General features: G+C 69.5%; 13 protein-coding genes. 10 read left to right on the forward strand and 3 right to left on the reverse strand.

Annotation, left to right across the window (positions count from 1 at the left end):
* Positions 1-145: 145 nt before the first annotated feature.
* Both ACFQ9K_RS04685 and ACFQ9K_RS04690 read right to left on the reverse strand, forming a co-directional pair.
* Positions 146-1,240 carry an ABC transporter substrate-binding protein gene (locus tag ACFQ9K_RS04685; RefSeq protein ID WP_378719005.1) on the reverse strand — a complete coding sequence of 365 codons (1,095 nt, stop codon included), beginning with the start codon at positions 1,238-1,240 and terminating at the stop codon, positions 146-148.
* 143 nt (positions 1,241-1,383) lie between these two features.
* Positions 1,384-2,187 (reverse strand): VOC family protein, encoded by an 804-nt coding sequence (locus tag ACFQ9K_RS04690; RefSeq protein WP_378719004.1) that lies wholly within the window; start codon positions 2,185-2,187, stop codon positions 1,384-1,386.
* A gap of 249 nt (positions 2,188-2,436) precedes the next feature.
* On the opposite strand from ACFQ9K_RS04690, the gene ctaD reads away from it, so the two are divergent.
* The 10 genes from ctaD (at position 2,437) to ACFQ9K_RS04740 (ending at position 12,131) form a co-directional block, all read left to right on the forward strand.
* The gene (gene ctaD, locus ACFQ9K_RS04695) at positions 2,437-4,179 is read left to right on the forward strand and encodes a cytochrome c oxidase subunit I (protein ID WP_150405386.1); all 1,743 of its coding nucleotides are present in this window, start codon (positions 2,437-2,439) and stop codon (positions 4,177-4,179) included.
* Between the two features lie 121 nt (positions 4,180-4,300).
* Positions 4,301-5,521, forward strand: a complete 1,221-nt coding sequence (gene serB / locus ACFQ9K_RS04700; RefSeq protein ID WP_378719001.1) for a phosphoserine phosphatase SerB — start codon at positions 4,301-4,303, stop codon at positions 5,519-5,521.
* A 101-nt stretch (positions 5,522-5,622) separates the two neighbouring features.
* Positions 5,623-6,069 carry a protease inhibitor I42 family protein gene (locus tag ACFQ9K_RS04705; RefSeq protein ID WP_378718999.1) on the forward strand — a complete coding sequence of 149 codons (447 nt, stop codon included), beginning with the start codon at positions 5,623-5,625 and terminating at the stop codon, positions 6,067-6,069.
* Positions 6,069-6,875: a peptidyl-tRNA hydrolase gene (locus ACFQ9K_RS04710; RefSeq protein WP_378718996.1), complete on the forward strand. Its 807-nt coding sequence runs from the start codon at positions 6,069-6,071 to the stop codon at positions 6,873-6,875. Before ACFQ9K_RS04705 ends, ACFQ9K_RS04710 begins: the two co-directional genes overlap by 1 nt.
* Positions 6,876-7,037: 162 nt before the next feature.
* Complete coding sequence (locus ACFQ9K_RS04715; RefSeq protein ID WP_378718994.1) at positions 7,038-7,205, forward strand: hypothetical protein; 168 nt, start codon at positions 7,038-7,040, stop codon at positions 7,203-7,205.
* A 61-nt stretch (positions 7,206-7,266) separates the two neighbouring features.
* Positions 7,267-8,100, forward strand: coding sequence for an ABC transporter ATP-binding protein (locus ACFQ9K_RS04720; protein ID WP_378718993.1), 834 nt, complete (start codon positions 7,267-7,269; stop codon positions 8,098-8,100).
* Between the two features lie 110 nt (positions 8,101-8,210).
* Entirely contained in the window at positions 8,211-8,981 is a 771-nt protein-coding gene (locus ACFQ9K_RS04725) for an NUDIX hydrolase (RefSeq protein WP_378719017.1), read from the forward strand.
* Positions 8,982-9,011: 30 nt separating this feature from the next.
* Positions 9,012-9,788 (forward strand): enoyl-CoA hydratase-related protein, encoded by a 777-nt coding sequence (locus ACFQ9K_RS04730; protein ID WP_378718990.1) that lies wholly within the window; start codon positions 9,012-9,014, stop codon positions 9,786-9,788.
* A gap of 168 nt (positions 9,789-9,956) precedes the next feature.
* Complete coding sequence (locus ACFQ9K_RS04735) at positions 9,957-10,934, forward strand: class I SAM-dependent methyltransferase (protein ID WP_378718988.1); 978 nt, start codon at positions 9,957-9,959, stop codon at positions 10,932-10,934.
* A complete protein-coding gene (locus ACFQ9K_RS04740; RefSeq protein WP_378718986.1) occupies positions 10,935-12,131 on the forward strand; it encodes a class I SAM-dependent methyltransferase in 1,197 nt (398 codons plus the stop codon).
* Here the strand turns inward: ACFQ9K_RS04740 and ACFQ9K_RS04745 are convergent.
* Entirely contained in the window at positions 12,115-13,410 is a 1,296-nt protein-coding gene (locus ACFQ9K_RS04745) for a PQQ-binding-like beta-propeller repeat protein (RefSeq protein ID WP_378718984.1), read from the reverse strand. The two genes, ACFQ9K_RS04740 and ACFQ9K_RS04745, sit on opposite strands and share 17 nt — an antisense overlap.
* Positions 13,411-13,435 lie beyond the last annotated feature (25 nt).

Consider the following 13,435-nt stretch of genomic DNA (forward strand, 5'->3'; position numbering starts at 1 on the left):
GTGGTTATCCCTCGAAGTCTCGGTGAAGAGGTTCTCTTGCGTACCTCTAAATCTCGTCTACGAGGGGAAACTTCGACAGCAACCCAAGCGCTGGTGCTGGTACCTCCCAGGGTGGGGAAATTTCACCCCAGGGGGTACTGCGGAGCTAATCGGTGACGAACCCGTTGAGCGTGCCGTTCAGATCGGTGAGCAGCGCGCGGGCGGCGACCAGGCCGTTGCCGTGCCAGACGGTGTCCTCGACGGCGAAGACGCGCTTGTCGGTCGCCGCGCCGAGATCCTTGAAATCGTCGGTGCGCATGACCTTCTCGCCGTGCTCCTTGCCCGCCGCACCGGCGAGGATCACGTAGATCAGGTCACCCTCCACCTTGGTGGCGAACTGGTCCGGTTCGACCGTGAACGACGGTCCGCGCTGCGCGGTCGGCCGTTGCACGCCGACATCGCCGACGACCTGGCCCGCGAAGCTGTCGCTGCCCTGAACCTCGTTGGTATCGGCGGTGAATCGCAGCAGCGAGGCCTGGGTCTGATTGGCGGAGATCGCGTTGCCGATGTCGGTCGCCTCGGTGCGGTAGTTCTCCAGCGCGGTGTCCGCGGCCGTCTTGCGGCCCAATCCCGCTGCGAGCGCGGTGAATTCGGCCTGCCAGCTATTGTTCGCGCCGACCAGCACGGTGGGGGCGATCGCCCGGAGCGCCTCGTAACTCGTTGTGGCGGTGGGGATATCGCCGAGGATGAGATCGGGGTGCAGGTCGGCGATCAGCGCGGGATCGGGCTGGGCGGCGGTGCCGACGCCGGGGATCTTCAGCACGCCGGTGCCGAGGTAGGCGGGCTGCGGGTCCGGTCCGTCGAGGGTGACCGCGCCGACCACGCGCTCCCACAGGCCGACCGCGCACACCGCGTCCAGCGCGGAGGTGGTGAGCACGACGATGCGCTGCGGGTCGGCGGGCACCTCGGAGACCCCGGCGGCGTGGGTGACCGTGCGGGTGCTGCCTGCGGCCGGGTCGGGCGCGCTCGGCAGGGCGCAGGCCTTGGTGGTGTCCCGCTCGAGCCCGATGACGCCCGCGCCGGCGATGTTCGTGGTGGTGCGCACGATGCTGCTCGCGTCGTCGGGCTTGCTGGAGCAGCCCGCCGCGACCACGGTCGCGCACAACGCGGCGACGGCGACCGTCCGGCGCGCCACGCGGGCGGTGCCGGACCGGGGTGAAGCTGTGCGGTTTCGGGTGCGAACGAAGGCGCTCAGCGGCATGCGGGTGAGGGTACATGCGTGAGCGGCGGCGGAGCGGGACAGGTCAGTGCCGCCGCGCGCCACGACCGGGGGTCCGTGCCGATCCGCGTACCCGGCCGCGCGGAAACCTGCTGTCGGACAGGGAGATCCGCGCGGCCGCCGGTTCAGGCCCGGTCCCCGCCGATGCTGAACCGCGCACCGGTGACATCGGTTACTGTCGCCAGCCTGCCGAATTCACTGTCCTCGGGCGGCCGCACGACCGCGCCGCCCAGCTCGACCACCTTGGCGACCGTCTTGTCCACATCGTTCGCGCCGAAGTACACGGTCCAGGCGCCCGGCACGCCCGCGGGCAGGAACGCCGACGCGTCGAGCACGCCACCCAGCATCGGGCTGTCCGAATGAATAGTGGTGTAGCGGAACTCGTCGGCGTCGGAGATGGTGAACGGGTCCTGCCAGCCGAAGACGTCGCGGTAGAAGTCCAGCGCGGTGGCGTAGGCGCCGGTGTGCAGCTCGAACCAGGACGGAACGCCCTCGTTGTCGCCCCATTTTCCGCCCGTGACCATGGCATTGGTCTCGATGCCGTGGAACGTGCCCGCCTGCCAGACGCCGACGCCCACCCCGCCCGCGTCGCCGAGCACGGCCATGCTGCCGAGCTCACCCACCGGCATCGGCGGCACCACCACGCTGCCGCCGCGCGCGACCGCCCGATCCGTGGTCGCCTGGATGTCGGTGCTGGCGAGATAGATGGTCCACTGCTCGGGCGCCTCGGCGTCACCCTCGGTGTGCCCCATGGCTCCCGCGACCGCGCGGCCGTCCTGCCGGAAGGTGACGTAGCCGCCGAACTCCTCGGCGCGCTCGGCGGTCCAGCCGAACAGCTCGCCATAGAAGGCGATGCTGCGGTCGAGGTCGGAGGTGTAGAGGTCGATCCAACAGGGATCGCCGGGCTTGGGCTGGTTCTGGTCGGTCATCGCTGGTCTCCTGGACAGGGATGGAACACTGGTCACCGATAGAGACGCCTGCCGCGAACGAAACTCATCGCTGCCGTCGGTACCTCCGGACCAACGAAATACGACACAGAGTAGGACCCGTGCGGATTGCTGCGGCAGCACGGTTTACGATTCCAGGAGCGCAAGCGAACTGTCGTCTGTTCCGACACGGGGATGGATGCAAGCAGCGGAGCCTGCGGAGCGAACCTAAAGGCACCTTCAGGAGGATCAGTGACTGCGGTAGAGCCCCAGCCAGTCCAGCAGTTGGAAGCGACTCGGCCGTATCCGGCACGGACCGGGCCCAAGGGTTCGTATCTCTACAAGATGGTCACCACCACCGACCCCAAGGTGCTCGGGGTCATGTACCTGGTGACCGCGATGAGCTTCTTCCTCGTCGGTGGCCTGATGGCGCTGATGATGCGCGCCGAGCTGGCCCGTCCCGGCCTGCAGTTCCTCTCGCCCGAGCAGTTCAACCAGCTGTTCACCATGCACGGCACGATCATGCTGCTGTTCTACGCGACCGCGATCGTGTTCGGGTTCGCGAACATCGTGCTGCCGTTGCAGATCGGCGCCCCCGACGTCGCTTTCCCGCGACTGAACGCGTTCAGCTACTGGCTGTACCTGTTCGGCGGCACGATGGCGACCGCGGGCTTCATCACCCCGGGTGGCGCCGCCGACTTCGGCTGGACCGCCTACACCCCGCTGACCGACATCCTGCACTCGCCGGGCGTCGGCGCCGACCTCTGGATCCTCGGCCTGGCCGTGTCCGGTCTCGGCACCATCCTCGGCGGCGTCAACATGCTGACCACCGTGGTCTGCCTGCGTGCCCCCGGCATGACCATGTTCCGGCTGCCGATCTTCACCTGGAACATCGCCGTCACCAGCGTGCTTGTCCTGCTTGCCTTCCCGCTGCTGACCGCCGCGCTGTTCGGCCTCGCCTATGACCGGCACCTCGGTGGCCACATCTACGACCCGGCCACCGGCGGCGTGCTGCTCTACCAGCACCTGTTCTGGTTCTTCGGACATCCCGAGGTGTACATCATCGCGCTGCCGTTCTTCGGCATCGTGTCCGAGATCTTCCCGGTGTTCTCGCGCAAGCCGATCTTCGGGTACACCACGCTGGTCTACGCGACGCTCGGCATCGCCGCGCTGTCGATCGCGGTGTGGGCGCACCACATGTACGCCACCGGCGCCGTGCTGCTGCCGTACTTCTCGTTCATGACGTTCCTGATCGCGGTGCCGACCGGGGTGAAGTTCTTCAACTGGATCGGCACCATGTGGCGCGGGCAGTTGACCTTCGAGACGCCGATGCTGTGGTCGATCGGCTTCCTGGTGACCTTCCTCTTCGGTGGTCTGTCCGGCGTCATCCTGGCCAGCCCGCCGCTGGACTTCCACGTCACCGACTCGTACTTCGTCGTCGCGCACTTCCACTACGTGCTCTTCGGCACCATCGTGTTCGCCACCTTCGCCGGCATCTACTTCTGGTTCCCGAAGATCACCGGCCGGATGATGGACGAGCGCCTGGGCAAGTGGCACTTCTGGACCACGTTCGTCGGCTTCCACACCACGTTCCTGGTGCAGCACTGGCTGGGTGCCGAGGGCATGCCGCGTCGCTACGCCGACTACCTGCCCAGCGACGGTTTCACCACGCTGAACACGATCTCCACCATCGGCGCGTTCATCCTGGGCGCCTCGATGCTGCCGTTCATCTGGAACGTCTTCAAGAGCTTCCGCTACGGCGAGGTGGTCACCGTGGACGACCCGTGGGGTTACGGCAACTCGCTCGAATGGGCGACCACCTGCCCGCCGCCGCGGCACAACTTCTACGAGCTGCCACGGATCCGGTCCGAGCGGCCTGCGTTCGAGCTGCACTACCCGCACATGGTCGAGCGGATGCGCGCCGAGGCGCACGTCGGCTGGGGCTCGGGCAAGCACGCCACGGACGTCCACGAAGGCGCCGTGGCCACCAAGTAGGAATTTCAGTTACCCCCACGAGTGTGCACCTGCTGGTGACAGCGGGTGCACACTCGTTTGTGCAGTACCGGAGCGACGTGACAACGAGGTCAAGCGCAACTTCTAGCCTGGAGTGGATCAGTTGGCCGACACCACCGTTCTCGTCACCGTCACCGGACCCGACCGTCCCGGTGTGACGTCCGTGCTGCTCGCGGCGATGTCGCGGCACCACGTGAGCCTGCTGGATGTCGAGCAGGTCGTCATTCGGGGGCGGCTGACCCTTGGCGTGCTGGTCACCTGTCCGGGTGATCCGGAGTCGTTGCAGGACGAGCTCGAAGAGGCGATGAACACCGTCGGCGTGCACGTCGACGTGGAGGTGGACGCGGCGATCGGCCGCGAGCCCATGTCCACCCACGCGGTGGTCATCCTCGGCGCCCCGGTGACCGCACACGCGTTCAGCGCGGTGTCGCGGCAGCTGGCCACGCTCGGCGCCAATATCGACACCATCCGCGGCATCGCGGACTACCCGGTCACCGGCATGGAGCTGCTGGTCACTGCGACCGACACCGGTGCGGACACCGACTCGCGGCTGCGCACGGCGCTGGCCGAGGTCGCGGTCGCCGAACAGGTGGACATCGCGGTGGAGCGGGCCGGGCTGGCCCGTCGGGCCAAGCGGCTCATCGTGTTCGACGTCGACTCGACGCTCATCCAGGGTGAGGTGATCGAGATGCTCGCCGCGCACGCGGGCGTGGAGGAGGAGGTCCGCAAGGTCACCGAATCCGCCATGCGCGGCGAGATCGACTTCGGCGAATCGCTGCGGCAGCGGGTCGCGACGCTCGCGGGGCTGGACGAGTCGGTGATCGAGGAGGTGGCCGACCAGATCGAACTGACGCCCGGCGCGCGCACCACCATTCGCACCTTGCGCAGGCTCGGCTTCCGCTGCGGTGTGGTGTCGGGTGGTTTCCGGCAGGTGATCGAGCCGCTGGCGCACGAACTCGAGCTGGACTTCGTGCAGGCCAACACCCTGGAGATCAAGGGCGGCAAGCTGACCGGACGGGTGGTCGGCGAGATCGTCGACCGTGCCGCGAAGGCCACCGCGTTGCGCAAGTTCGCGGCCGAGGCGGGCGTGCCGATGGAGCAGACGGTCGCGGTCGGCGACGGCGCCAACGACATCGACATGCTCAACGCGGCCGGGCTCGGCGTGGCGTTCAATGCCAAGCCCGCGCTGCGCGAGATCGCCGATACCGCGCTGTCGCATCCCTACCTGGATGCCGTGCTGTACATCCTCGGCGTCACCCGGCACGAGGTGGAGGCCGCGGACGCGCGCGACGGACTGATCCGTCGCGTGCCGCTCGACCAGTGACCGCGACGCCGCCGGGTGCGCCGGTGTCGATGGCCTGGTTCGCCGGTCGCCGTCGGTAGGCTGGCGCGGACCAGGATCGTCGGGCGAAATCGGAGGGTGCGTTGCGGAAATCTCTGCTTGTGCTGCTGCTCGGATTGGCTGTTGTCGGGTGCGGCAAGAACGATTCGACCGACTCGGGGGCGAGTGCCACGGCCGCGCCGACGTCGGCGCCCGGGCCCGCCGCGGTCACGGTCACCGAGGCCGACAACGGGCAGGAGCGAACGCTCGCCGTCGGCCAGTCGCTGGTGGTGACGCTGCCCGCGAATCCGTCGACCGGATACCTGTGGCAGATCACCGAGCTGGACGCGAATCTGCTTCAGGCGCAGGGCGATCCGGGGTTCAAGCCGGACCCGAACGTGCCGGTGGCGCCCGGTTCCGGCGGTGGTTCGGTATGGACCTTCGTCGGTAAGGCCGCGGGCAGCACCAAGCTCTCCATGGATTATCTGCGGCCGTGGGAGCAGGGAATCGAACCGGCGCAAAAGTTTTCGATGACGATCAAGGTGGAGTGATGTCGAGCATCCCGGAATGTGGTGCCGGAGTCCGGGATGCCCTGGAAAACCCTGAGCAGCCGGTGCGATTCGATGCGGCGGGGTTCCGTGTCCGGCACGCGGAACTCGCGCAGGGCTACGGCGGGGCGGGTGACCCCGACGACCCGGCCCTGGTGCAGGCGATGCAGATCGTGCTGCACCTGCCCAAGGTCGATCCGCCGCCGCGCAGCGCGCTGCTCGCCGCGGCGGCCACCGCGTCGGTCGCGCTGTGCCTGGACCCGCGGGTCGGTCCCGGCGGCGAATGGGCCGAGCGCTACCTGGCCTGGAAGCGTTCGCGCATCCGCAAGGTGAGCCGGCGGGCGCGGGGTGCCCAGTGGCTCGCGGCGAACGAGGTGGACGGCGTCACGGTCGAGGTCGACGGTGCGCAGGCGCGCGCGTTCGTGCCCGGACCGGTGGGCGACGTCGACCCGCGGATCCGGCGGTTGCAGATCGGCGGCACCGACCTCGAGCACGACGATCCGGGGCCCGCCGACCCGGAATCGCCGGTGCTGTGGGTTGATTCGCGACTGGGCATGACGCTGGGCAAGGCGGCCGCCCAGGTGGGGCACGCCAGCATGTTGCTGGCGGGTGCGCTGAGCGCGGAGCGGGCGCTGCACTGGGCCGAACTCGAATTCCGTTGCTCCGTAAGAGAAGCCGATGCGCGACAATGGAAAGAGTTGACCGATGAGGTCGCGCGCGGCACGGCGGTGGCGGTGCGCGACGCCGGGTTCACCGAGGTGGCGCCCGGCTCGATGACGGTGATCGCGGCGCAGGCCCGATCCTGGTAACCGCTGGAAAACACCCGCGCCGAAAGTGCGTCGCGCGGGGTCGAACGGGGTATCTCTCTATGCAACTTCACCGAGGACGTTGTGCCCTACCCCCGCCGAGCCACCCGGGCGGAGGCTGGATTATCGGCATCGCGGCCTTGCCGACCGAAGGAAGGACCAGCTATGACGACGCTGCTGGTGATTCTCGCCCTGTGGGTGCTCCTGTCGGTTCCCTTGGCACTCATCGTTGCCCGGCTGCTACACAAGTCGGACGACGAGGGCCAACATAATCCGGATCAACCCGACGACCAGCGGCTTCGCGAGTTCTTCGCGCTCGGCCGTCGCCGCTGACCCGGGCGACACGCTTTTCACACCCGCCCGCGTTGGCGAGTAGCCGGGCGGGTGGGCCAAGATGGACCGCGTGCCGCAACCGGATCCCGATCTGCTCATCGATTTCACCGACGTCACCGTTCGCCGCTCGGGCCACACGCTCGTCGGCCCGGTCACCTGGCAGGTCGAGCTCGACGAACGCTGGGTCGTGCTCGGCCCCAACGGCGCGGGCAAGACCTCACTGCTCCGCATGGCCGCCGCCGAGATGCACCCGACCTCGGGCATCGCCCATCTGCTCGGTGAGGTGCTCGGCAAGGTGGACATCAGCGAGCTGCGGCCGCGGATCGGCCTGTCCTCCGCCGCGGTGGCCGGGCGGGTACCGCGCGACGAGAAGGTCAGCGACCTGGTGGTGTCGGCCGGCTACGCGGTGCTCGGCCGCTGGCGCGAACGCTACGACGACGTCGACACCGACCGTGCCATCAACATGCTGGAAAGCCTAGGCGCCGAACACCTTTCGGACCGCACCTACGGCACGCTGTCGGAGGGCGAGCGCAAGCGGGTGATGATCGCCCGCGCGCTGATGACCGACCCGGAACTGCTGCTGCTGGACGAACCCGCCGCCGGTCTCGACCTCGGCGGCCGCGAGGAACTGGTGGAACGGCTCGGCGATCTCGCCGCCGACCCGGACGCCCCCGCCATCGTGCTGGTCACCCACCACGTCGAGGAGATCCCGCCGGGCTTCACCCACGGCCTGTTGCTCAACGAGGGCGAAGTGATCGCGCAAGGTTTGCTCACCGACGTCCTCACCTCGGAGAACCTCAGTGACGCCTTCCGTCAGGCGATCGCGCTCGACCGGGTGGACGGCCGCTACTTCGCCCGCCGCGCGCGTCGCGCCGGAAAGCACCGCCACCGCTGACCCGCTGCCCGTGACGGCGCTCACCGGGCGCGCGTTATGGTGCAGGAGTGAGTGAGACAAAAGTGCCTGGTGACTCTCAGGCTCCGTCGCCCAAGGACGCGTCGACGGTGATGCTGGTGCGCGACGGCGCATCCGGTCCGGAGATCTTCCTGCAGCGCAGGGTGGGCGCGATGGCCTTCGCGGCGGGGATGACCGTGTTCCCCGGCGGCGGCGTCGACCCCGCCGACGGCACCGCCGACATCGCCTGGGCCGGGCCCGAACCCGCCTGGTGGGCCGAGCGTTTCGCCACCACCGAGCCGCGGGCCAAGGCGCTGGTCTGCGCCGCCGTGCGGGAGACGTTCGAGGAATGCGGTGTGCTGCTGGCCGGCCCGACCGCCGACACCGTCGTCTCCGACACCACCGGCTACCGCGACGCCCGGGGCAAGCTGGAGCGCCGCGAACTGTCCCTGGCCGGTTTCCTGGCCGCGGAGCACCTCGTGCTGCGCGCGGATCTGCTTCGGCCGTGGGCGAATTGGATCACCCCGGTGGTCGAGCCGCGCCGCTACGACACCAGGTTCTTCGTGGCCGTGCTGCCGCAGGGGCAGCTGGCCGACGGCGCCACCTCCGAGGCGGCGGAGGTGCAGTGGCGCACCCCGGCCGAGGCGCTGCGGCGCTGGCGGGCCGGTACCGACATCCTGCTGCCGCCCACCTGGTCGCAATTGGACGCGCTCGGTGAATTCGGTTCCACCGCCGAGATTTTCGCCGCCGAGCCGGCCATCGAGCCGATCATGCCGGTGCTGTCGGCCGATACCGGCGAGCGCATGCTCAGTTTCCCGGATGGTGAGCGCTACTTCGCCGGTCTCCCGGATGCGAGCAGGCTCAAGGGATCCGTGCGCAAGTAGGGCGGCGCCCGGCCGGTAGCGTGGCGTCCCATGGCCGAATTCGTGACCCTGGATCTGCTCGAGGGTGCTCCCGCGCGCCGCGTCGCCGTCCTCCGGATCGCTCGCCCGCCGATGAACCTGGTGAACGCGCAGCTGGTGCGGGAGCTGGCGCGAGCGGCGGACACGGTGGCCGCGGACCCGACGGTGGCCGCGGTCCTGCTCTACGGCGACGAGCGCGTCTTCTCGGCGGGCGACGACCTGACCGAGCTGGCCGGGCTGAGCGCGGACCAGGCCCGCGCGATGGCGGGGGATCTGCAACGCGATCTGGGCTGCCTGGCCCGGCTGCCGCAGCCGACCGTCGCCGCGATCACCGGCTACTGCCTGGGTGGCGGCCTCGAACTCGCGCTCGGCGCGGATCGGCGGATCATCGGCGACAACGTCAAGCTCGGCCTGCCGCAGATCAAGGCCGGGCTGATCCCGCTGGCCGGGATCCGGCGGCTGTCGCTGCTGATCGGTCCTGGACCGGCCAGGGACCTCGTCTACAGCGGTCGCTTCGTCGAGGCCGAGGAGGCGCGCACGCTCGGTCTGGTGGACGAGGTCGTGCCGCCCGACGATGTGTACACCGCCGCGTTGAACTGGGCGCAGCGGTTCACCGACGGCCCGGCGCGCGCCCTCGCCGCCGCGAAGGCGGTGTTCGAGGCAGGCCCGCACGGGCTCGACCGGGCGCAGACCGAATGGTCCGATCTGTTCGGCACCGAGGACCGCCGGATCGGCACCGGGTCCTACCTCGCCGACGGCCCAGGCTCGGCGGCTTTCGTCGGTCGCTGAGCGGTCCCGGCGGTGATCTTCGCGGCCCGGTTTGTGCGGGTCTGAGCAGCGGTTTGTCGAAGATCACCTGATGGGAACAGGTTCCTATCTGGCCGCTGGTCCAGCTGTGACCGGAAACCATGGGCCGACAGCAGGCCGGGCCAGCGGGTTTGGGTAGGCTTGGCCTCCATGACGGTACGTCCCGACGACCCCGCGCCTAACCCGCACGCCACCGAGGCGGAGGTCGAAGCAGCTCGCAAGGATACGAAGCTCGCCCAGGTGCTCTATCACGACTGGGAAGCCGAGACCTACGACGACAAATGGTCGATTTCGTATGACGAACGCTGCATCGACTACGCCCGCGGCCGGTTCGACGCGGCCGTCGGCCCGGCGCCGCTGCCGTACGAGCGCGCGCTCGAACTCGGTTGTGGCACCGGCTTCTTCCTGCTGAACCTGATGCAGGGCGGCGTGGCCAAGTCCGGCTCGGTCACCGACCTGTCGCCCGGCATGGTGAAGGTCGCGCTGCGCAACGCCGAGCACCTCGGCCTGGACGTGGACGGCCGGGTCGCCGACGCCGAGACCATCCCGTACGAGGACGACACCTTCGACCTCGTGTGCGGGCACGCGGTGCTGCACCACATCCCCGATGTCGAACTCGCGCTGAAGGAATGCCTGCGCGTGCTCAAGCCCGGCGGCCGCTTCGTCTTCGCCGGCGAGCCGACCACCGCGGGCAACTTCTACGCTCGTTGGCTCGGCCGGATCACCTGGAAGGCCACCACCACCGTCACCAAGCTGCCGCAGCTGTCCGGCTGGCGGCGGCCGCAGACCGAGCTGGACGAGTCCTCCCGGGCCGCCGCGCTCGAGGCGGTCGTCGACCTGCACACGTTCGACCCGAGCGAGCTGGAGCGGATGGCCGCCGCCGCGGGCGCGGTCGACGTGAAGGCGTCCACCGAAGAGTTCGCGGCGGCACTGTGGGGCTGGCCGGTGCGCACCTTCGAGGCGGCCGTGCCGGACGAGAAGCTGACCATGGGCTACCGCCTGGCCATGTACAAGGCGTGGCTGCGCCTGAGCTGGCTGGACGAGAACGTCATGCGCCGGGTGGTGCCGCGTCAGTTCTTCTACAACGCGATGATCACCGGCGTGAAGCCCGGCTCGTCTGCCAAGTAAGTGGGCTACGGCTTCAGCCGCGAGGATGTCGCCTACCTCGGCGGTCCGGCGGGCATCGCCGCGCTGACCGAGGTGGATCGGCTGGAGCTGACCCAGGCGTCGCACCTGCGCGATCTGGCGTGGGTGCGGCGTGCGTACGGTGACCGGGCGGCCGCGCTGGTCGAGACGGTGCGGCTGCGGCGCAAGGCGGGGGTGAAGCTCGCCGACGCGCGGGACTGGTTGTTCACCGACGACGCGTTGCAGCAGGCGACCCCGACGCTGGTCGCCCGGCAGCGGGCCGTTCGGCTGGCCGGGCGGGCCGTGCACGACGTGACCTGCTCGATCGGCGCGGAGCTGGCCGAACTTGCCCGAGTGTGTCCCGCGGTCATCGGCAGCGATCTGGATGACACGCGGTTGGCCATGGCCGCGCACAACCTGGCCGATCGCCGAAATGTGTTGCTCGCCAAGGCCGACGCGCTCGTGCCGGTGAGCAGGGACACCGTCGTCATCGCCGACCCCGCGCGGCGAGCGGACGGGAAGCGCACGCACGACCCGGCCAAGCTGCAACCGCCGCTGCCGGACCTGCTCGCCGCCTACCCCGACCGTGATATCGCCGTGAAGTGCGCGCCCGGACTGGATTTCGACCGGCTCGACTGGTCCGGGGAGATCGAGGTGGTCTCCCTGGACGGCGCGGTGCGCGAGGCCTGCCTCTGGTCGGCCGGCCTGTCCGACCCCGCGGTCACGCGCCGGGCGACCGTATCGGCCTCGGCCGGAACATCTTTCACCCTCACCGACGCGGAACCGGACGATCTCCCCGACCAGGAGCCCGGCGACTGGATCGTCGATCCCGACGGCGCCGTCGTCCGCGCCGGACTCGTCCGCCACTACGCGGCGAAACACGGTCTCTGGCAACTGGATCCACGTATCGCCTATCTCACCGGCAACGCCGTCCCGCCGGGAACCCGCGGCTTCCGTGTCCTCGATCGCCTCGACTACCGCGAGAAGACCCTCCGCGCCGAACTCCGCCGCCACGACTGCGGCCCCCTGGAAATCCTGGTGCGCGGCGTCGATGTGGACCCGGACAAACTCCGCCGCGCCCTCAAGCCCCAGGGCACCCGGCCGTTCACCCTGGTGATCACCCGAATCGGGCGCACCCCGACGGCCTTCCTGTGTACCGCCGTCGCCGCGACCCCGCGTGCGGTCAGCGCTCGGGCTTGAACACGAACAGCTCGCCGATCCGGGTGGCGACGATGACCTCGCCGTTGGCGCCGACCGAGGTACCGGTGGTGCTGCCCTGCGCGCCGGGGAGCACATCGGAGTCGATGGTCGAGCCGGTCTTGGTGTCGAAGGTGATGAGGTTCAGTCCGGCACCGATCGCCGCAGCGGTGTAGCCGGTGCCGCCCGCGGTCTGCACCGGGGTGCCGCGCAGATCGAGATCCTTGCGCTCCCAAGCGACTTCGGCCGCGTCACCCTTGTCCCGCAGGGCGAACAGGTAGCCCTCGTCGCCGGACGGAATGATCAGGCCGTCACTGGACACCGAAATGCCGCCGCGCGGAGTGAATTCCAGCGGCTGCACCCACTTGGTGCGCCCGTCGGCCGCGTTCACCGCCATCAGCCGGTTCGTGTTGTCACCCACGTAGACCGTCTTGCCGTCGGCGGACAGCGTCGGGCTGGTGGCGCTGCCGCCGAAGAGCAGGTCGGCGCTCCATTCCTGCTGGATCTTGTTGTCCGCGTACCGAAGCGCGACCAGCGCTGCGGTCGGCTGGCCCGGCTTCCATACCGTGACGAAGAAGCGGCCGGTCGCGGTGTCGACCGCGGAGATGTTCGCGACCGGGCACTGCGGCTCGCCGACCCGGCATTCGTCGAGGCCCTGCCCGGCGGCGGGCCAGCCGAGGTTCGGGTTGTTCAGGAAGTCCGGCTGGCCGAGCAACTGCACGGTGGACACGACGCGCTGGCCGGTCTGCCGGGAGAGCACGTCGACCTGCCCGGATTGGGTGACGGTCAACAGGTTTCCGTCGCCGGTGAACTGGGTCGAGACCGGGGCCCCGGCCACCGTCGTGCGCCACCGCGGCTGGCCGAGGTAGTTGAACGAGATCACCGCGCCGACGTTGTCCTTGTCGTCGCCGACATAGACGTTCGTCATGCCGTCCACCACCGACGGTGTCGCGATCGCCGTGGGACCGAGCCCGCTGCAGAAACGCTTACGGCCGGTGGCCATCTGGAAGGAGTAGAGGGTGCAGGTCGGCGTGTTCGTGGTCAGGAACATCTGCCCGTCGGGGCCGATGGTGACCGGCTCGGCGATCGGCCCGCCGATCGGGCGCGTCCAGCTCAGCGCGATCTTCTTGGCGCCGGTCACCGGGCTGCTGCCGCCGTTGCGGCCGTCGTGGTACGCGGCGGGCCAGCCCTTGCCCGGACCGACCGCGATGTCGTCGACATCGGTGCCGCAGCCGGTCAGGGCCAGCGCACCGACCGCGGCCAGCGACGCAACAACCCGCACCCGGGACGGCCGCCACCTGGAACTA

It is taken from the genome of Nocardia sp. NPDC056564, assembly GCF_042793755.1.
In the GTDB taxonomy this organism is placed as follows: Bacteria; Actinomycetota; Actinomycetes; order Mycobacteriales; family Mycobacteriaceae; genus Nocardia.